Here is a 20,111-nt window from a genome sequence, read left to right as displayed (position 1 = left end):
TCCGAGCCGCCCGGGTGAGTCACCCCCGCGCCAGCGCCTCCGCGAGCCGGGGCAGCACGTCTCCGGCTCGCGCCTCCACGCGCACGTCCGCCAGCTCCACGCCCCGGCACTCGCCGATGTTGAGGATGGCGATGGGCATGCGGCGCTCGGAGGCGCGCACGAGGAAGCGGTAGCCGGAGAAGATGGCCAGCGACGAGCCCACCACCAGCAGCGCGTCGCCCTCCTCCACCAGCGAGAAAGCCGCCTCCACCGTGGGCGCCGGCACGTTGTCCCCGAAGAACACCACGTCCGGCTTCAGCGTCCCGCCACATTGCAGGCACGCGGGGACGTGGAAGGACTGGAGCAGCTCCGAGGACAGCTCCGCGTCACCGTCCGGCCGCAGCTCCAGCACGTGGTGGGCGAAGTCGGGATTGAGCGCCAGCAGCCGCTCCTGCAGGTCCACCCGCGCCTCCTGCGCGCCACAGTCCAGGCAGCGCACCCGCGCCAGCGCCCCGTGCAGCTCGATGACGCGCGAGCTGCCGGCCGCGTGGTGCAGCCGGTCCACGTTCTGGGTGATGAGCCCCGGCACCAGGCCGTCGAGCTCCATCCGTGCCAGCGCGTGGTGCGCGGCGTTCGGCTGCGCGGAGGAGAAGCGCGGCCAGCCGAGCAGGCTGCGCGCCCAGTAGCGCGCGCGAATCTCCGGCCGGGTGAGGTACTCGCGGTGCTGGATGGGGTTGCGCGCGCGGGCGCGCGTCCCCGGCCCCCGGTAGTCCGGGATGCCGGACTCGGTGCTGCACCCGGCGCCGGTGAGCACCACCGTGCGACGGCCTCGCAGCAGCCGCGCCAGGGTTTCCACGCCTTCGGTCGCTTCGGGGGCAGGCAGGGCATCGAGCGAAGAGGTCATCGCGCGACACATATAATGATGCGGGCCTTCCGGCGCTGGACGCTCGCCTCCCCCCACGTCGTGAGAGGAGGGCCGCCGGAGCCCTGGCCGTGCTACACGCGGGCCCCATGCTGCGCTGGCAATGGAAGACCTTCTCGGAGCTGACGCTCGACGAGCTGTATGCGCTGCTCGCCCTGCGCCAGGAAGTGTTCGTGGTGGAGCAGCGCTCCATCTACCAGGACGTGGACGGGCTGGACGGCGCGTCGCTCCACCTGCTCGCGCACGAGGACGTGGCGGGGACGCCCTTCCTCGCCGCCTACCTGCGCATCCTGCCCCCCGGGGTGAAGTTCCCTGGCGCGAGCAGCCTCGGCCGCGTGGTGACGTCGCCCCGGGCGCGCGGGCGCGGGCTGGGGCGTGAGGGGGTGGCGCGCGGCCTCGCCCGGCTGGACTCGGACTTCCCGGCGGCGGACGTCCGCATCTCCGCCCAGCACTACCTCCAGCGCTTCTACGAGGGCTTCGGCTTCCACGCGGAAGGCGACGTGTACGACGAGGACGGCATCCCCCACATCGAGATGCTCCGCGCCGCCCGTCGCTGAAGGTCCTCGACCGATAACGCATGGACGGAGGGCGCATATCGTCTGCACGCATGCCCCGTGTCGTGCTTGTGGGAGAACGGCAGTCGCGTCAGGCTCTCGCTCCCAACCCGACGGACCGGGGCCCTCATGCCCTGGCGGAGAAGAGAGAGCCCGACGTGCGTCACGGCCTCGCGATGGGAGCGCTGCTCGCCGTCCTCGCCTCGTCCCAGCTCGCCTGCGTGGTGGGCCCCCGCTTCACGCGCTGCCCCGCCGAGGGAGGCCGCGCGTGGGTGCGGCTGGACAGCGACCACTACACGCTGGAGACGGACCTGCCACCCGAGGAGGCGCGCAAGGCGATGGGCGCGCTGGAGCGCACGCGCGTCGCCATCCTCGCAGCGATGTGGCCCGACGCGCTGAGCCGGCCGATGCCGAAGGTGCGTGTCTACGTCCTCGCGGACCCCGACGAGTTCGAAGGCCTCTACCCCCGGCGCGTGCGCGCCTTCTTCTTCCGCTCGGAGACCGAGGCCCTCATCGTCCTGCCGGGCCCGCCGGACTCGTGGCAGCAGCGCTTCACGGGGCTGTCGAAGGCCTCGTCCTCGCGGCTCAACCACGAGCTGGCCCACTTCCTGAGCACCTACGCCCTGCTGCGCCAGCCCCGGTGGCTCTCCGAGGGCATGGCCGAGTTCCTGGAGACGCTGCGCCTGTCGGAGGACGGGAAGACGGCGGTGGTGGGCGCGCCGCACATCGAGGCCATCCAGGACATGGCGGTGCTGCTCAACCGGGTGGTGCGCACGCGCCCGGAGAAGCGCAACTGGACCATGCAGCGCGTCTTCTCGTGGGAGCCGTCGCTGGAGTCGAGCGAGGACGACCGGCAGGTGGGCGCCATGTACGCGGCGAGCTGGCTGCTCGTGCACTGGCTCTACAACGAGCGCCCCCGCGAGCTCGCCGCGTACCAGGCCCTGCTCGCCAGGGGCGTCGCGCCCGACGAGGCCGAGCGGCAGGCGCTGCCCGAGCTGCGCTCCGCCACGCTCGACGCCGTGCTGCTCGACTACCTGAGGAACCGCCGCTACCGCGAGCACACGGTGCCGGTGCCCACCGTGGGCACGGCCTTCCTGGAGGAGGTCGTCGAGCACGCGGACGTGCACGCCATCCGCGCGAAGCTGGCGGCGCTGGGGGCCCACATGGCCCACCGGGAGCCCTTCATCCACAACCGGCGCAAGCTGTCGCAGGACGAGCTGGACGAGGCGCTCCGGTTGGACCCGAAGGGGCTGCCCGCCCTCTCCACCCAGCTGCGCGCGGCCCCCGAGGCCGAGCGGCCCGCCATCGCCCGCGAGGCGGTGGCCGCCCACCCGGACGAGGGCGAGGCCTGGCTGCTCCTGGCCTCCGCGCTGAAGGCGGACGCGGCGGCGAAGGCGGAGCAGGAGGCGGCCTACAAGAAGGCGCTGGAGCTGGAGCCGCGCAGCGCCCCGGCGGCGACGGGGCTGGCCTGGCTCTACGTCAACCAGGGCCGTCTGGCGGAGGCGCTCCCGCTGGTGCAGTGGGCCGTCACGCTCGCCCCGTGGAGCACGCAGGCCCTGGACACCTTCGCCATGGTGCTGGCGGGCGGCGGCGCCTGCGACGAGGCCATCCAGACGGAAGAGCGCGCCCTGGAGCTGATTCAGGACGAGGGCAATCCCGAAGTGGAGAAGGTGCTGAGGGAGCGGCTGGCGGGCCTCACCAACGGCACGCTCTGCACGCCGGCCGCGCCGCGCCCCGACGCGCCCCGCTGACCCGCCAGCGGCCCGCTGCCTCGCGAGGCGGGGGCCCATGCGGCCAGGGCAGCCACCCTCCAGGACAGCTCGCCAATGCTCCGCATCACCGCCAGCGTGCCAATGCGGGCGCAGGTGCTTGCGACTGGGGGGCCCGATGGCAGAGCAGGACAGGACGGTCCTTCCGACGGCGCGCGCCGAGGCGCAGCCCTTCCGCTGGAGCGAGCTGGACCAGGAGCAGCGGAGGGTGGCCAGCCTCATCCACCAATGGGTGGTCCGGTTCGTCGATAAGACCCCCATCGGCCTCCCCTCGCAGGGCCCCTTCACCTGGCAGGCGGCGGACCTCCAGCGCCCCTCCAACGTCCTGCTCATCCACGGCGGGCGCGGCAGCGGGAAGACGAGCGTGATGCTCACGGTGCTCGAAATCTGGCGCCGCTCCCTCATGGAGGGACTCGAATGCCCAAGTGCCGACAGGCCCGCTTGCAGGGACGGCCCGAGCGAAGCGGCCGAAAAGGAGAAGGAGCGCTCGCTCAAGTACCTCCTCGCGGGGACGCCCTTCGACGAGGCGCTGGGCGTGGGCGCGCACCCCGGGTGGATCATCCCCCTCAAGCCCCTGGACCTGCAGCCGCTCCCGCAGAGCGCGTCCCTGCTGACCTGGATTGCCAGCCGCATCTTCGAGTTCGCGAGCCTGCTCGAACAGCTCGCGACGGGGACGCTGGAGGGGGCGGCGCCCCAGCCCATCGCGAGCTGGCATCCCGAGTCCCGGAACGAGGCGCCGTGGCGCAAGCCGTGGCGCGAGCTCGCCACGGCGGCGGCCTATGGGTGGGAGAGCAACCTCGACCAGCGCCGGGGGGGCCTGGACCCGGAGTCCTTCGCGGAGGAGCTCACCCAGGCCGAGCGCTCCCGGCACGACGTGGTCGTCAAGTGGCGGGCCTTCGTGAGCGCGGTCGTCAAGTACGCCTGCCAGCAGTTCCCCCGCACCATCCATGGCAAGGCGCGGCTGGTGCTGCCCATCGACGACGTGGACATGAACCCCAACCGCTGCGTGGAGGTGCTGGAGCTGGTGCGCTTCCTCTGGCACCCGCAGCTCGTGTTCATGCTGACGGGCCAGTCCCGCCTGTTCGTCAAGATGCTCCGGGTCTCCTGCCACGGGCAGATGCGCGGAGGGCTCGGCAGCGGCGGCGTCAACCGGAGCGAGTTCCAGTCGCTGGACGCGCGCCCCTCCGCGCACGAGCTCGCCGTGCAGGCGTATGACCGGGTCATCCCTCCCGGCCAGCGCTTCTCGCTCCAGCCCCTGGAGCCGGACGTGCGCCTGCATCACCTCCTCCGCCTCCTCCACGCGACGCTGCTCGAAGCGGAGCCGACCTCCATCGAGAAGCCCGGCGAGAAGCCGCTCGTGGAGCAATGGCTGGAAAAGCTGGGGGGCAAGGACCCGCACCTCGGCGCCTTCCTGGGCCGCTTCCACGCCCATCCCCACCTGCAGGTGGCGCTTCCCCAGTACTTCCGGCGCCTGCGCAACCTCGAGCAGGCCCTGGTGCGGGAGACCGCCAGGAGCGAGAAGCCAACGCAGCCGGGGCTGGCCTATGTCCTCTGGCACGACGCCATCGAGAACCAGGCCTTCTCCCGCATGTCCGACCGGGGCCTGCGGCATGCCGTCCAGTTCCCGCTCGTCAGCGACGATGGCCGCACCTGGAAGCACAAGCTGCGGGTGGCGTTGAACGCTCCCATCCGGCAGCGAGGCCACCTCCACTCCCGTCACCTCCGCCCGCTGCGGGACATCAACCTGCGCTACGAGCTCAGCACCGCCACCGACTTCGCCTGGAAGGTCCGCGGAGACTTCCCACGCGAAGTCCCGGACCACCTGACGGCGTTGCTCCTCCTGGCCATCGACGTCGCGGCCGATGCGGAGGACACGGTGGAGTGCCGGCCCGAGCTGGAAGGGCGGTTCCAGCTGGATGGGCTCGTCGCCCCGCACGTGCGGGTCCTCGTTCCGGTGGAGTTCGCCTTCGGAGTGCTGCACGTGCCGTTCAGCTGGCCCATGCCGGACTGGGTGGGCGCCAGACATGCCGCGTACTTCAACGCGTACTGGAACCAGGGGCTGGGCGCCGCGCTGGCCCGGGGAAAGGAGCAGCGGAAGAAGCAGAGGAAGGAGCAGGGGCAGGAGCTGGAGGAGCTGCTCGCCCTCTTCCTGCGCGGCATCCTGTGGGCACACCAGGACCTCCGCGAGCCGGATGCGACGCCCGGCTCCTGGCGGACGCGGCTGAAGGACTGCGTCAGCACGCACGAGCGCCTCGAGTCGAACGCGTCGCGGACCCTGCATGAGCAGGCGTTCCTGGAGTGGTTCGACGAGCGGCTGCCCCTCCTGGCGGAGCCTGAATCGGGGCTTCCCCCTCACATCGTCGCCGAGCTCCGGCGCACGGTGCTCAAGACGCGGAAGCAGCAGGCCCCGGCGCTCAAGCTGAAGGCCGCCCGGCTGACGCGCGCCGAGCGGGCCCTGGAGGAAGTCAAGCCGCCAGACGTTAAGCTCAGCGCGAAGCGGCTCCTGCGGAGGGTCGACGCGCAGCTGCGGCGAGCGGAAACGCCGCGGAGCACGGGAGCGCGAAAGCACGCAGCAGCGCGGCAGCCCTCCCGTCGCCAGCCACCGTCCACCCACGCCCCCCACTAGCGACGGGCCCGGGGCATGACCACCGTCGCGAATACGCCCCACCTCGAAGCGGAGGTCCTGTCCTGGCCCTTCGCGTCCGCGCTGTCCTTCGAGCTGTCGCTGTCCGTGCTGGAGCGCAACGCGCACGGGCTCTATGTCGGTGACTCGAAGCGAATCGCGGACACCCTCATCGACCGGCTGCGGCCCATCTCGCGGGGGCTGTCCCTGGAGGTGCTCCGGCAGATTCGCGAGCACGCCTGGTTCGAGCTGTCGGTGCGGGTCTCCGCGGACGGGGCCCGGAAGATTCCCCTGGAGGCCATCCTGATCCACATCGCGCGCAAGCACCTGCTCGCGCTCGGGCACCAGGTGACGCTGATTCACGGCGACGAGAAGTCCGTCGAGCGGCTGGCGGAGCGCTGGCGCTGGATTTCCCTCGTGCTCCCGCCGGACCTGTTCATCGCCGCCATCGCCGCGGCGGGCCGGACCGAGCCCACGACGGACTTCATCAGCCTGGGCACGGCCCACCTGGGGCACTTCTTCCAGGAAGAGGGAATCGCCCAGGCCCACCTGCACCTGGGCGCGGCCGTGCCCTTCGAATGGCTGTGGACCCACCTCATGGCCCGCATCGGCCCTCGCGCGCCCCCGGCCTCGAAGCTCGGCTCCCGGGGCGGCGTCCCCTTCGGCTCTCCGCGGAGCTTCCTGGACTGGCTCGTCACCGCGGCGCTGGCGCGGCTCACCCTGGCCTCCTTCCTCTGGCACCTGGACCTGGGGCTGGTGGAGCAGGACGGAGTGCCCGCCTTCATCCCCTTCGTGAGGAAGCTCGCCGCGAGGGGCCAGGATGCCACGCTGCACCTGAAGGCGCTGGCCGCGCTGGCGGAGGGACGGGGCCCCGTGGGCAGCACGCAATTGCGCCCCGTGCTCCGCCGGCTGCAGCAGCCGCTGGCGCCTGGCCCGCATGCCAGCGCACGGCGCCCCCAGAGCCTGGAGGACATCCGGAGCGCGGACCCGCTCCACGCCTGGTTCAGCATGGGACAGGGGGCGCTGCCGGAGACGCGGCTGGCGGCCCGGGCGCTGGGCTTCATCCTGGACCACCCGGGCGAGGAACACTTCGCGCGGCTCTTCTGGCAGTACGAGCGCATCCGCAACCTCACCTACCGCCACCTCGTCCAGGAGCCGGGGACGGCCGGGCTGGACTGGTTCACCATCCACTACGCGCGCATCTCCGCGCTGCGCCTGGACATGGACACGCGGGTGTTGATGAGCTCGGCGCTCGCCCTGGAGTCGCGCGGGCTGCCGCTCAAGTCGCTCGAGGTGCGCACCGCGCCGGAGCGGCTCTGGCACCTGAACCGCCAGCTCATCCGGGACATCGCCACCGCCCCGGGCCCGGTCCACGGCGCGCCCGAGCGGGGCATGATGCTGCACTTCGTGAAGCTGGAGGACCGGGAAGCACGGGGCAGCGGAAGGATGCGCCACGCGGACCCGACCGACATGGTCTACGGCTGCCGCTTCGGCAGCTACTACCGGCGGCGCCACCACGAGATGGTGGCCATCGAGCGCGCCCTGCGCCGCCATCCGGAGCTGCTCATCTACCTGCGCGGCATGGACACCTGCAACCTGGAGCTGGCCATCCCCACCTGGGTCTTCCTGCCGCTCTTCGAGCGCCTGCGCGAGGCCTCTCGCGAGACGGCCCGGCTGCTGGCTCCCCATGCGCGCATCCCGCCCTTCCGGCTGACGCTGCACGCGGGCGAGGACTTCCGGCGGCTGGCGGAGGGGCTGCGCCGCATGCACGAGCCGCTCGAGTTCGGCGCGCTCCAGCCGGGAGACCGGATGGGCCATGCCTTCGCGCTCGCGCTGGACCCCGAGCAGTGGGCCCTGACGGCGCCCTCCATCTGGCAGCCCCGCGAGGAGCTCCTGGACGACCTGCTCTGGGAGCTGTCCCGCTACCGCGCCGGGGACATGCAGGGCGAGGCGGGGCGGGTGGACTGGCTGCACGGCCGCATCGACCGGCTGGCCCGCGCCATCTACGGCGACGCGTACCGGAACGTGGAGGAGCTCATCATCTCCCGCCAGCTGCGCCACAGCCCCGGGTTCCTCCTGGACACGATGCGCTTCCCGTTCATGCTCGACGCCTCGCGCCCACGTGCCACGGGGAGCGCGAGGGAGCTGCTCTTCCTCTACCTCACGGACCCGGGCATCTACGTCCGGGGACAGTTCCCCGAGGAGGTGGCGGTGGACGCCGCCGAGCGCCGGATGCTGCACGAGGCGCAGCGCTTCCTGCGGCGGCTCTTCTCACGGCTGGGCATCACCGTGGAGGCCAACCCCTCCAGCAACATGCTCATCGGAGACGTCTCCCTCGAGGAGCACCCCCTCTTCCGCCTGCAGCCGCTGCCGGGCCAGCCCATGCCGGAGGGCGGCCCCGTGCTGGTGGCGATTGGCGACGACGACCCGGTGACGTTCGCCAACAGCCTGCCGGACGAGTTCTGCCACCTCTTCTTCACCCTCCTGCGCCGGGGCCTGGGCGTGCAGGAGGCCCGTGCGTGGCTGGACCAGATTCGGATGAACGGCCTGCGCGCGCGCTTCACCGTGCCGGAGTCGGTGCTGGGCCCCCCGTCCACGCGGTAGCGCTGCAGGTGCTACTGCTTGCGCAGCCGCACGCGCTTCACCTTGTGGTCCGGCCCCTTGGTGAGGATGAGCCGCGCGCGCGAGCGGGTGGGGGCGATGTTCTGCGCCAGGTTGGGCCCGTTGATTTCCGACCACACGGACTCGGCGAGCGCCACGGCCTGCTCCTTCGTGAGCTCGGAGAAGCGGCGGAAGTAGCTGCGCTCGTCGCGGAACGCCGTCTGCTGGAGCTGGAGGAAGCGATTCACGTACCAGTGACGGATGTCCTGCTCGTGTGCGTCCACGTAAATGGAGAAGTCGAAGAAGTCGGAGAGGAACGTGCCCGGCATCCGGTTGCCCTCGACGCGGCCGGACTGCAGGACGTTGAGCCCCTCCAGGATGAGGATGTCCGGCTGGCGGATGATTTTGGCCTCGTCGGGGACCACGTCGTAGACGAGGTGCGAGTACACCGGCGCCGTCACCTCCGCGCGCCCCGCCTTCAGCTCCGCGAGGAAGCGCACCAGCCCGCGCCGGTCATAGCTCTCCGGGAAGCCCTTGCGCTTCATCAGCCCGCGCTCGGTGAGGACGCGGTTGGGGAACAGGAACCCGTCCGTCGTCACCAGCTCCACGCGCGGGTGGTCCGGCCAGCGCCCCAGGAGCGCCTGGAGGATGCGGGCCGTCGTGCTCTTGCCCACCGCCACGCTCCCGGCGATGGCGATGATGAACGGCACCTTCCGCGCCGAGCCTCCGAGGAACGCCTGCTGGTCCGCCCACAGGCGCTGGGCCGCGGCCACCTGGAGGTTGAGCAGCCGGGAGAGCGGCAGGTAGACGTCCACCACCTCCTCCAGGTCCAGCTGCTCGCCCAGGCCGCGCAGGCCCTCGAGGTCGGCCGACGCGAGCGGCAGCGGTGTCGAGGCGCGCAGCGCCCGCCACGCCTCGCGCTCCAGGTCGATGAACATGGAAGCAGCCGTGCTGCCGGGTGCGGACATGTTGAGGTGCTCCTCCAGGAGAATGTTCACACCGCTGTCCGCCGCCTACCACAGGCCGGCGAGCCGCGCGCGGGGCTTCAGGTGCCCGTGGCCGGGTCCCAACCGTAGAAGCGCTTCAGCTCCTCGTACAACTCCGGCGTCTTGTCCCGCATCTGCCGGGGCTTCTCGAAGAAGGACTCGGTGGCCACGGCGAAGAACTCCGCCTCGTTGAGGCCGCCGTAGTCGTCCAGCACCTGCCGCTGCTGGCGGCTTCCGTCCTGGAGCTTGCGGAAGTGCTCGCTCATCACCACGGCCCACGCCTGGTAGTGCGAGTACGCCCGCAGCTTCGGCGTCCCGTCGAAGGCGCCGTCCGCGCGGTCCAGCACGTGGGCGAACTCGTGCGCGGCGGTGTCGTGGCCGTCGTCCGGGTTGCGCAGGCCGGCCAGCACCGCCTGCCACGAGAGGATGACGGAGCCCCAGTGCTTCGCCTCGCCCAGGACGATGCCGGTGCGGTCCGGCAGCTTGAAGGCGTCCGGATAGACGATGACCTCGCGGAGCCCGTCGTAATACGACAGGTCCAGGTGCACCACGAGCTGCACCGCCGTGGCGGAGACCACCACGCGAATCTCGTCGGTGATGGTGAGCCCCCCGGCCCCGATGAACTCCTTCTCCCAGGCGAAGAGCTTGAGCTTGTCCAGGAACGTCTCGCGCAGCGCGGGCGACAGCGTGCGGAAGAAGGGCACCCGGGCGTCGAGCCAGGCCAGCCACTGTGCCGGGAAGGGCCGGCGCAGCAGGCTCCGGCGCCGGAGGTGGCGTAGGAGTGAAATCATGACGGAGGGCATAGCAGATGTCCGGCGGAACGGCGTCTGGAGGTAGGGTGGAGGCCGTGGCGAGAGACCTGAGCGGAAGAGTGGTGGCGTGGTGCGTGGCCCTGGTGCTGGGGCTCGTGGCACCACGCGCGGGAGCGCAGGACACGGGGCCGGTGCAGGTGGTGGACGAGGTGGTGGTGCGCGGCCCGGAGAAGACGAAGCCGGAGACCGTGCAGGCGTACTCGCGCATCGACGCGGGCGACACCCTCACCCCCGAGGAGCTGACGCGGGTGGAGCGGCGCCTGGTGGCGACGGGCCTGTTCCAGGAGGTGCGCGTGAGCACCGAGCCCACAGGGCCGGACCGCGTACGCCTCATCCTGGAGGTGGAGGACAAGGCGTCCTGGGTGGTGGCGCCCACCTTCGCGCTGTCCGCGGCCAACGTCGGCGGCGGGGTGCTGTACGCGGAGAACAACCTGTGGGGCCGCAGCAAGAAGTTCGCGGCGGCGGCGCAGGTGAGCACCGCGGAGAGCGGGCTGTTCGCCGGCTACCTGGACCCGAACCTCTTCGGCCTGCCGCAGCTGAAGCTGAGCCTGGAGGGGCAGCTGCGCAGTGACCGCGTGGACGAGTACGAGCCCGGCGCGGGCCAGGAGGACCCGGAGGTGGTGCGCAGCACGCGCCTCAACTCGGCGTCCATCGCCGGCGAGCTGGGGGTGATGCTCTTCGAGCGCGTGCGCGCGACCGCGAAGTACCGGCTGATGAGCATCGACGCGAAGTCTCCGAGCGAAGACGAGGAAGTCACGGAGGAGGCCTTCTCCACGGGCCCGTCCCAGCGGGACACGTCGCTGCGGCTGATGGTGGGCGTGGACACGCGGCAGAACCTGCACGCGGTGATGGAGGGCCTCAACATCGAGGCCTCGTACGAGGTCTCCAGCCCCGGCGTGTGGAGCGAGTTCACCTACCGGCGCTTCGGTCTCCTCTACCGGCAGGGCCTGCGGCTGATGGGCGAGCACAACCTGGTGCTGCGGGGCGAGGCCGTCGCCGGCATGGACCTGCCCTTCCACCAGGAGCTGACGATGGGCGGCAACTCGCTGCGCGGCTTCTTGCACCGCCAGTTCCGCGGCGACACGCGGGTCTCCTTCACCGCCGAGTACCACTTCCCCCTCTTCACGGTGCGCTCGCTGTCCTTCCGGGGCGTCGGGTTCACCGACACGGGGCTGATGCTGTGGCGGGACATCCCCGAGGACCGCCAGCTCCGGGACGTCAACGGGCGCGTGGTGCGCGGCTTCCTGCCGGGCGCACAGGAGGGGCTCGAGGGCGCCACGCTGGCCCAGGGCGTGGGCGCCGGGCTGCGCCTGTACCTGCGCAACGTCATCCTGCCGCTGGTGGGCGTGGACGCGGCGTACGGGGTGAACTCGGGCGAGTTCCGCTTCTACCTCGTGGCGGGCGTGAATCCGTCCTGAGCCTCGCGGGCGGGTTGTCGCGCGTTGACGCCATGGCCATGTGTTGGACATGGCGGTCACCGACGCCTCGCCTCCGGAGAACCCGCTGCCCGCTCTCCTGAGTCTCGTCGGCCTGCGAAGGCGGCGGAGCAGGCACGGCTCGGCCACCCAGCTGCTCTGGAACAAGCTGGAGAGCAACGCCTCGCTCTACAAGCTGTGTCAGGCGCGCGCAGATTTGACGCCCGAGGACCGGGCCACCCTGGAGCAGTGCCGCCAGAAGCTGGAGGTGGCGCGGCGCTGCATCGACAAGTCCCTCTGGCGCTGGTCCTTCTCCTTCTGGGAGGTCATCCACGAGGTGGACGGCCTGCTGCTGCTCGTCATGCCCCCGGCCATGCTGCTGCCGCAGGCGCTGGAGATTCAGCACCAGTTCGAGCGGAGGGTGACGGACGCCGGAAGCCGCACGCTCTGGCTGGGCGCGGATGGCACGAGCGGCCCCCTGCCCCAGAGCACCCGCCTGCTCTCCCGCCCGGCCCGTCCGAGGGAAGACGGTGGCGTCTTCCCGGCCCCTGAGCCGGAGCAACTGACGCGCTGCCGCCACGTCCTGCGGGGTGCGCTGGGCGTGGTCAACGGGAAGGTGGACAAGACGTTCTGGCAGCTCTCCATCAACGTCGCCATCCAGGTCCTCAGCACGGTACTGCTGCTCGTGTTCTTCATCCTCGCGTTCCAGGGCTTCCGCTCGGACGTGGTGGAAACGTGGCCCGCGCAGGTCATCCCCACGGGGATGCTCCTGCTCAGCCTCGCCGGGGCCGCGGGAGCCGTCCTCTCCAACATGCTCTCGAAGGAGCGCTTCGTCGTCGCGACGGGGGCGACGAGCCGGTACTTCGCCTACCACCTGCTGGTGAAGCCCGTCATCGGTGGCTTCGCGGCGCTGATGCTCCTCTTCCTCGAGCAGTCCAACCTGCTGCTCGCGGTGATTCCGCGCGAGGCCTCAGCCCCCGCGAGCGTCGAGGCTCCCGCGGCGCAGCCCGATGAGGCCCGCCCCCCGGCACCTTCCGGTGCTCGCGGGTCCGCCAAGGCCGAGCGCTCCGCCAGCGACTCCGCTCCCGCCGATACCGGACCTCCCGCCAGCGGCACGGGGGAGGAAGCCACCGACACGAACAACCCCGCCATCCTCCACCTCCTGGTGAGCACCCGGAAGGCCGCGTTCTTCACCATGGTGGCGCTGGCGATTGCCGCCGGGTTCTCCGCGGACCGGCTGCTGAGCTCGGTGATGGACAACGTGCTCGGCAGGCTCCTCCGGCAGTCCGAGAAGGTGCTGCCTCCCGCCACCCCGCCAGTGGCCGGCACGCCGCCGGGACCGGGCCAGGCGGAGCAGCGCTGACAGGCGGGCGGCGCCTGTCAGCCCGGGTGGGGGACCGGCGTCAGGTGCCACCACGCGAGGGGCTCGGATTCCGTGCGGCCCGTGCGTGTACGCTTCCCTGACTCCTCACTCCGGTGGCCGCCATGTCCCAGGAACGCTTCACGACCAGCCGAGAGGTGTACCACCGCGTCCGCTGGGACCCGCGGCTCGACGCGCGCGAGTTCTCCATCGGCTACGACGCGCACCTCGAACAACTGGAGGAGATGCCCTTCGAGGCCTTCGTCCCCGACGGGGAGATTCCCTGGCACCGCGTCTGGTACTTCAAGCGCGGCCGCCAGGTGGTGTGGGACCGCAGGCAGCGCATCGACCTGCTCGACTCCCTCACCCCGCCCGCGCCGGTGACGCCTCCGGCGCGGGAGGCCGTGGCGCCCGCTCCGGCGGCCCCGCCGGCCAACGCGGGGGCCGCGCCCGAGGCAGCACACCGCTTCACGCCCCTCACCGCCTACCGCTTCGATGCCGAGACTCGCGCGTGGGTGGCCTCCCCGCCCGTGACGACCGTCCCCCCTCCCACCCCCGAGCGGCTCACCGTCACCACGCTCAACGTCCTCTTCGATGTGTACGACGGGGAGATGCTCGCCACGGAGCGGAGGACGCCCGCGGCGCTCACCCTGCTGCGCGACACCGACGCGGACGTCATCGCGCTGCAGGAGGTCACCCCGCCCTTCCTCCGCGCGCTGCTCGAGGCCCCCTGGGTGCGCGAGCGCTACTGGCTCTCGGAAGGCCCGGGCGCGGCGACGGTGACGCCCTCCGGGCAGCTGCTCCTGTCGCGGCGGCCCTTCGCCTCGCTGAGCCAGCGCGTCTTCTCGCGCGACAAGCGGGTCATCGCGGGCGAGCTGTCCCTGAGCGGCGGCTCGCTGTGGGTGGCCACGCAGCACCTGACGAGCAACCGCACGGCCGCGGGAAGCGCGGCACGGGCAGCCCAGGTCCGGGCGCTCACCGAGTGGACCCGCTCGCTCGCCACCCCGGGCCAGGACGTGGTGCTCGCGGGCGACTTCAACTTCGGCGACGGAGACCCCGAGTTCGACGCCTTCGCACAGGCGGGCTTCGTGGATGCGTGGCCGGCGCTGCGGCCCGCGGAGGGCGGAGAGACCTATGCGCCTTCCCGGAACGCGCTCGCCCGGTTCACGACCACGTCGGGCCGGAACCAGCGGCTGGACCGGGTGCTGGTGTGCTCTCCCTCGGGGCGGCTCGTTCCGGAAGCCGTGGGCCTCTTCGGCGAGGCTCCGCTGGAAGGGCCTCCGGGACCGACCGGGGACGCGCTCCATCCCTCGGACCACTTCGGCGTGCGCTGTGTCCTGCGCCGGGGCGCCCTGCCACGGGCTCCCACCCCTCCGGCACCTGCCCGCGCGCACAAGGCGCCGCTCGTGCACCACACGGCGGTGGTGCTCATCCCACCCGACGCGGTGTGGGAGCCCATCCAGGCGCTGCGCCGGAAACATGACTCCAAGTTCAACCGGTGGATGCCACACGTCACCCTGCTCTACCCCTTCCTGCCGGAGGAGTACTTCGACGAGGCGGAGGCCCTGCTCGCGGAGGCGCTGCGGGGCGTGAAGCCCTTCGAGGTGACGCTCACCGGGTTCCACCACTTCGAGCACCGCGCCAACGTCACGGCCTGGCTCCGCCCGGAGGACCGGCCCCACGGAGCGCTGAAGGCCCTGCACACGGCGCTGGAGCAGGCGATGCCCGAGTGCGACGAGCAGGGCCGCAAGTCGGCGCGTGGCTTCACGCCACACCTGTCCGTCGGACAGCTTCCGCGCTCCGGCGCGGCGGACATCGCTCGCACGCTCGCCGGGTGGGAGAAGCACTGGCGCCCGCTCACCTTCGAGGCCCGCGACGTCTGCATCATCCGCAGAAAGGGCGACACCCCCTTCGAAGTCGTGCGGAGGCTTCCGCTCGGAGGCCCCCTGGCCGCGAGCAGGGGCGGTGCGGCCGCACCGACCCAGGCTGCCAGCAGCCCCGCAAGGGAGTCCGGCCATGCGCGGCCCGCGCCCCAGCCCCGGGACGACGAAGCCCTCCATGCCGTGCTGTCCACCCACGCGGCCACAGGCTCCCCAGAGGACCGGCAGGCACGCACCGCCGCGGTCGACCGGCTCCAGGCGCTCTGCGCACGCGTGGGGACGGAGCTGCACCCCTACGGCTCGTACCTGCTCGGAACGGACGGCGCGGGCAGCGACGTGGACGCGGTGGCCATCGGGCCCTCGCAGCTGTCACGCGAGGACTTCGCGAAGGCGCTCCTCGGGGAGCTGGCCCATGCGCCCTCCATCTCCGGACGCTTCGTGGCGGATGCCGCCATTCCCCTGGTGAAGCTGTCGGTGGACAGCGTGAGCTTCGACCTCTCCTACGCGAGCCGCCCGGACGGCGTGGCGCCCTGCCCCCCCGACACGCTGGTCTCCCAGCATGGCGACGCCCTGGACATCTCGGGACTGCGCTCCGTGCTCGGCCTGCTGGACACGCAGCGCCTGCTCGACGAGGTGACGCGAGCGGACGCCGGCCCCGAGCGCTTCCGCACGCTGCTGCGCACCGTGAAGGCGTGGGCCCGGGCCCGTGGCATCTACTCACACGCCCTGGGCTACCTGGGTGGGCTGTCCTGGTCGGTGCTCGCGGCCTGGGCCTGCATGCGGGCTCCCCGGGAGGACGCGGCCACGGACGTGTCGCTGCTCTCTTGGTTCTTCGAGACGTTCTCCCATTGGCCCTGGCCGCAGCCGGTGTCGCTCACCTCCGAGACGGCGCGCTACCGGCCCGATGGCAAGCGGGACCTGCTGCCCGTCATCGCGCCCGCGCCGCCGGTGCGCAACACCGCGCGGAACGTGTCGCGCTCGACGTCCCGCGTGGTGCGCGACGAGCTGGCACGGGCCGCGCGGCTCGTGGAGAGGGCCCGCGCCGAAGGGACGCGGAGCGCCTGGGAGGCGCTCTTCGAGCCCCTGTCCGAGAAGCTGCCCATGCAGCTGGAGCTGCGCGTCGGCACCGTCCACGGGGAAGGCCATGAGGTCGCGGCGGGCTGGGTGCTCGGGCATCTCACCGCGCTGGTGTACCGGCTGGAGAGCGACCGCCGCGTCTTCGCCCGCCCCCTGCCTCCGGCCTCGCCCGACGGCCCTTTCGTCATCGGCCTGGACGCCAGGTCCACCCCGCGCGGAGCCCTCCTGGAGACGGTCGAGGAGTTCCGCCAGGCCTTCCACGCCTGGGAACACCGTCCCGAGCGGGCCGCGCTCATCGTGGAGTTGACGCCCTGACCCACGCGGGAGCCCGGGTCATCGCAGGTCCGACGGCAGCCGGGGCGAGGCGAGCAGGTCGCGGAACACCTCCCAGCGACGCGCCGGCGTGGCGCCCGGGCCTGCCCGGCGCTCTACGTACTCCTTCACCAGGTCGCGACCCAGGTTGTAGTTGATGACATACGAGCGGGAGCCCTCGATGCTCTTCATGACGAGTTCGGCGCGCTCGGGGGTCATCATCGCGTAGCGCGTCAGCCAGTCACGGGCCGCCTCCCGGCTGAGCCTGCCGTCGAGGTAGCCGCGCGCGGCCTCGTTGTTCGCATAGGAGAGCTTCTGAAGCAGCGCCTCCACCCGCATGTAGCCGGCGGCGTGCTTCGGGTCGAGCCCCGCGAGAGGGAAGAGCTCGTCACGCAGGTACGCTTCCGCGTCGGGGAAGACCAGCTCGACGCCATGGTCGGCGCTGCCCTCGGCGATGAGCGACATGGGGGAGTAGAGCGGGTACACCGTGAACTCCACCCACCCGCGCTCTCGCACCAGGTGCTGCTCCAGCAGCGTGTTGTAGACGTGATGGCCGGGGTAGCCCTCGTGCGCGGCAATCACGACGGCGCGCCAGATGTAGTCGGGCAGGTCGGTGTTGAGCTGGATGACGCTGGTCGCCTGACCCTTGAACCAGTTGTAGCCACCCCAGGGCTTGTCCGTGACGTACTCCAGCGTGAAGCCCTCATGGGCCGGCAGCGTCACATGCTGGAGCGTGCGACGGCGGGCCTCGTCGATGGCGGCACGGTAGACGGCATCGCGCCTGTCGTCGGGGATGAGGAAGCGCTTGCGGAAGCGCTCGACCCGCTCGCCCAGGGAGCCCGGACCGGGGACTTGCCGGTCGAGCTGGGCGAGCACGGCCTCGAGCTCCGCTTCCGTGTGGCTCGGTGCCCGGGCGTTGTAGAGGGCCTGGCTCTCCTCGTCGAACGGCAGCTGCTCACCCGACAGCATCCGCACCCGCGTGGACACGGCGAAGAGCTGGGCGAGCAGGAAGCGGCGGCGCAGCGCCACGAGCGCATCGGAGGGCACGGGCACGGCCTCCACGCTCTTCGCCACCGCGGCGGCCCGCCGCCCTATCTCCGGCAGGGGCAGCGGTGTCGCTCGGGCCTCCTGCGCCCAGGCCTCCGGCCCGTAATAGGCGTCCACGTCGTTCTCGCCATGCTGGCCCAGCGCGAGGACGAGTTTCACATACTGCTCGGCTGCGACGTCTAATGGAGACAGGGGCTTCAGGGGCTCATCTCCTGGGCGCGGAGACGTGGGCGCCGCGCCTCGGGTGGTACAGGCGAGCAGCACGGAGGTCAGTGCGATGACCTGCAGCAAGGGAAAGCGCATGGGCACGGTGAGCTCCGAGGTTGTGAGCGACCCACATACGGGTGGACAGTCATCGGATTGCGACACCGTGCAATGATGCCCGGTGCACGTCTACACGGGGGAATTCATGGCGGACACCTATCGCGTCGCACGGCTGCCCATCCGCTTGCGCGGCTTCGTCCGCCCGGACACGGCATCGCAGTTCGAGGGCTACGTCGAGCCGGGCAGCTACCATGTGCTCGAGGAGCGGCGGGGCTTCCCGACGCCTGACTCCGACTACGCGCGGCTGGAGGTGCCCACCCTGGGCGCGCTCGACACGTGGGTCTGCACGCGCTGGCGCACCCAGCAGTACGCCCAGCTCCTGGACCTGGACAAGCCTCCGCCCGTGGCGCGGCTGTCATTCAGCGTCGAGCCCCTCGCCGTGGACGAGGCGCGGCTGACGACGCTGCTCAAGTCGTTCACCGACTTCCGCTACGAGCTGGACCAGGCGCGCTACCCATGGGTGCTGCCGGGCGTCGTCCTCCCCCTGGCGCCGCCCGCGGTGAACAACTGCTGCACCTTCGTGGAGGCCCTGACGGTGAAGGCCTTCTCCGACGCGCACGGCAGCGCCTTCGAGTGGGACTCGCGCCGCCACCGGCAGATGATGATTGCCTCCTCGGAGGACTACTTCTCGCCCGTGACGGCCGCCGTGGAGAGCGGCATGGGGATTCCCGCGCCGTCCCCGGACGTGCCGCCCCATCCGTGGACGCTGGTGCAGGGCTGGCGCAACCAGTGGCGTTCGGGGCACACCTTCCTCGTCGTGGACCACCACGCCTCCACAGACAAGGTCCTCATGCTGGAGTCCAACAGCGCCTACGGGCTGGATGGTGTGGGCTACCGCGGCATTGGAAACCTCCGCGACAAGGGGCTCAAGCCGCCCGCCCGGTGGTGGGAGCTGCCCGACGTGTGGACCTGGCGCCGCGTCACCTCCACCTACCTCTTCCGGCAGCAGGCGTGGCTGAAGGTGCGCAAGCGCACGCTGTCCGGGCTCGAGAACGCTTCCTCCTGAAGCGCTCAAGCCTTTCTGGTATTCCAGCTCTAGCGCGAGTGCATCTGCCTTTCATCCTCGCGCCAGGAAAGGGAGCCGGACATGCGAGAGCGTCGGCAGGACTGGAGCTGGGGAGCGGTGTTCCTGGGACTGGCTACGGCCCTGGCGGGCTGTGCGCCGGACCTGGGAGAAGCCGAGGCGCTTCCGCACACGGAGCAGCAGGCGCTGGCCGCCTGCTCATACGTCATCACCACGAACACGTACGTGGGCGCGGACTGGTGGGGCACCATCGTCTTCAAGAACACCGGCACGGCGGCCATGACGAGCCCCACCATTTCCTTCGGTGTCCCCAGCGGCATCGTCTGTGATTACGACGAGCCGGGCTGGACGCACACGCAGAGCGGCACGACGTGTACGTACTCGAGGACCTCGGCGCTGACCGTCGGCGTGAATGCGTCCTACACGTTCTATTACTCCACGACGTCGAACACCTCGTTCACCGCGTCCAACGTGAGCATCAGCGACCCGAGCTGCGGCAGCACTCCGCCTCCCACGGGCACGGGGCTGAGCGCCAACCAGAAGAAGGTGTCGGAGGACCTGACGAGCATCTGGGAGAACGACACGCCCACCATCGACTACGCGTACTCGGAGAACATCCAGGACGGGCGCGGGTACACCAATGGGCGCGCGGGCTTCTGCACGGGGACGGGCGACGCCATCCAGGTCATCCAGTGCTACGTCAACCTGCGCAGCGCGGCCAACGGCAACCTGATGGCGAAGTACATGTCGGGGCTCACCACCATCAACAACCGTTTCCTGTCCACGGGACAGTCGCAGGCCTCCACGTCCGAGCTCGACTCGGTGGGCAACTGGCGGGCCGACTGGGCGACCAGCTACAACAACACCACCACCCGCGCCGACTTCAAGAGCTGCCAGGACCAGGTGAACGACAAGCTCTATTACACGCCGGCGATGAACGAGGCCGCGAAGTGGGGCCTCACCCAGGCGCTCTCGAAGGCGGCGCTGTACGACGCCTTCATCAACCACGGCGAGTCCGGCGCGCGGAGCATGATTCGCTCCGCCAACACGGCGCTGGGCAACTCGGGGCAGGTGGCGCCGGTCATCGGGTACAACGGCATCACCGAGAATGCGTGGCTGCAGAAGTTCCTGGAGAAGCGCCGCGACGTGCTCGCCGCGGACTCGACGTGGATTGAGGCCGTGGACCGCGTGGCCGCGTACGAGAAGCTGCGCCGCAGGAGCAACTGGGACCTGGGCACGGCCTTCCGGAACGACGTGCGCGCCCGCGACTGCTGGGGGACGAGCTACCCCGCCAGCGGCTACACGGTGCGCGCCATCAACCCGGATGGCACGTGGAGCACGCCGTCCTCGTACACGTACTCCTGCCAGTGACGGGCTGACGCGTCACCGCCGGAGCGCCCCAGTCTCGGGTGCGCTCTGGCGAGCG

The 20,111-nt window shown here is 71.1% G+C and carries 13 protein-coding genes; 9 read left to right on the top strand and 4 right to left on the bottom strand.

The genetic code is table 11. From position 1 onward, the window contains the following. Positions 1-19 precede the first annotated feature (19 nt). Positions 20-883, bottom strand: a complete 864-nt coding sequence (locus ACX9TP_RS13145; RefSeq protein WP_482980058.1) for an NAD-dependent protein deacetylase — start codon at positions 881-883, stop codon at positions 20-22. Between the two features lie 107 nt (positions 884-990). Here ACX9TP_RS13145 and ACX9TP_RS13140 point away from each other — a divergent pair, with 107 nt between their 5' ends. The 4 genes from ACX9TP_RS13140 (at position 991) to ACX9TP_RS13125 (ending at position 8,451) form a co-directional block, all read left to right on the top strand. After that, positions 991-1,458: a GNAT family N-acetyltransferase gene (locus ACX9TP_RS13140; protein ID WP_482980057.1), complete on the top strand. Its 468-nt coding sequence runs from the start codon at positions 991-993 to the stop codon at positions 1,456-1,458. Positions 1,459-1,613: 155 nt separating this feature from the next. Then, the gene (locus ACX9TP_RS13135; RefSeq protein ID WP_482980056.1) at positions 1,614-3,206 is read left to right on the top strand and encodes a tetratricopeptide repeat protein; all 1,593 of its coding nucleotides are present in this window, start codon (positions 1,614-1,616) and stop codon (positions 3,204-3,206) included. A 136-nt stretch (positions 3,207-3,342) separates the two neighbouring features. Beyond that, on the top strand, positions 3,343-5,850 hold the full coding sequence (locus ACX9TP_RS13130; protein ID WP_482980055.1) for a hypothetical protein: 2,508 nt from the start codon (positions 3,343-3,345) through the stop codon (positions 5,848-5,850). A 15-nt stretch (positions 5,851-5,865) separates the two neighbouring features. Further along, entirely contained in the window at positions 5,866-8,451 is a 2,586-nt protein-coding gene (locus tag ACX9TP_RS13125) for a hypothetical protein (protein WP_482980054.1), read from the top strand. Between the two features lie 11 nt (positions 8,452-8,462). Here the strand turns inward: ACX9TP_RS13125 and coaA are convergent, their stop codons facing one another. Next, complete coding sequence (coaA, locus tag ACX9TP_RS13120; protein WP_482982162.1) at positions 8,463-9,416, bottom strand: type I pantothenate kinase; 954 nt, start codon at positions 9,414-9,416, stop codon at positions 8,463-8,465. 77 nt (positions 9,417-9,493) lie between these two features. Further along, positions 9,494-10,225 (bottom strand): M90 family metallopeptidase, encoded by a 732-nt coding sequence (locus ACX9TP_RS13115; RefSeq protein WP_482980053.1) that lies wholly within the window; start codon positions 10,223-10,225, stop codon positions 9,494-9,496. Between the two features lie 17 nt (positions 10,226-10,242). Between ACX9TP_RS13115 and ACX9TP_RS13110 the strand changes: the two genes are divergently transcribed. The 3 genes from ACX9TP_RS13110 (at position 10,243) to ACX9TP_RS13100 (ending at position 16,293) form a co-directional block, all read left to right on the top strand. Then, complete coding sequence (locus ACX9TP_RS13110) at positions 10,243-11,664, top strand: BamA/TamA family outer membrane protein (protein ID WP_482980052.1); 1,422 nt, start codon at positions 10,243-10,245, stop codon at positions 11,662-11,664. Positions 11,665-11,713: 49 nt separating this feature from the next. Further along, positions 11,714-13,024: a hypothetical protein gene (locus tag ACX9TP_RS13105; protein WP_482980051.1), complete on the top strand. Its 1,311-nt coding sequence runs from the start codon at positions 11,714-11,716 to the stop codon at positions 13,022-13,024. A gap of 122 nt (positions 13,025-13,146) precedes the next feature. Continuing rightward, complete coding sequence (locus ACX9TP_RS13100; RefSeq protein ID WP_482980050.1) at positions 13,147-16,293, top strand: poly(A) polymerase; 3,147 nt, start codon at positions 13,147-13,149, stop codon at positions 16,291-16,293. 18 nt (positions 16,294-16,311) lie between these two features. Here ACX9TP_RS13100 and ACX9TP_RS13095 read toward each other — a convergent pair whose 3' ends face one another. After that, positions 16,312-17,496, bottom strand: a complete 1,185-nt coding sequence (locus ACX9TP_RS13095) for a hypothetical protein (protein ID WP_482980049.1) — start codon at positions 17,494-17,496, stop codon at positions 16,312-16,314. 250 nt (positions 17,497-17,746) lie between these two features. Between ACX9TP_RS13095 and ACX9TP_RS13090 the strand changes: the two genes are divergently transcribed. Both ACX9TP_RS13090 and ACX9TP_RS13085 read left to right on the top strand, forming a co-directional pair. After that, complete coding sequence (locus ACX9TP_RS13090; RefSeq protein ID WP_482980048.1) at positions 17,747-18,667, top strand: hypothetical protein; 921 nt, start codon at positions 17,747-17,749, stop codon at positions 18,665-18,667. 81 nt (positions 18,668-18,748) lie between these two features. Continuing rightward, positions 18,749-20,056, top strand: a complete 1,308-nt coding sequence (locus ACX9TP_RS13085; RefSeq protein WP_482980047.1) for a chitosanase — start codon at positions 18,749-18,751, stop codon at positions 20,054-20,056. The last annotated feature ends 55 nt before the right edge of the window (positions 20,057-20,111 follow it).

The sequence above is a fragment of the Pyxidicoccus sp. M15 genome (assembly GCF_056858435.1).
This window is presented reverse-complemented; position numbering and strand designations above follow the sequence as displayed.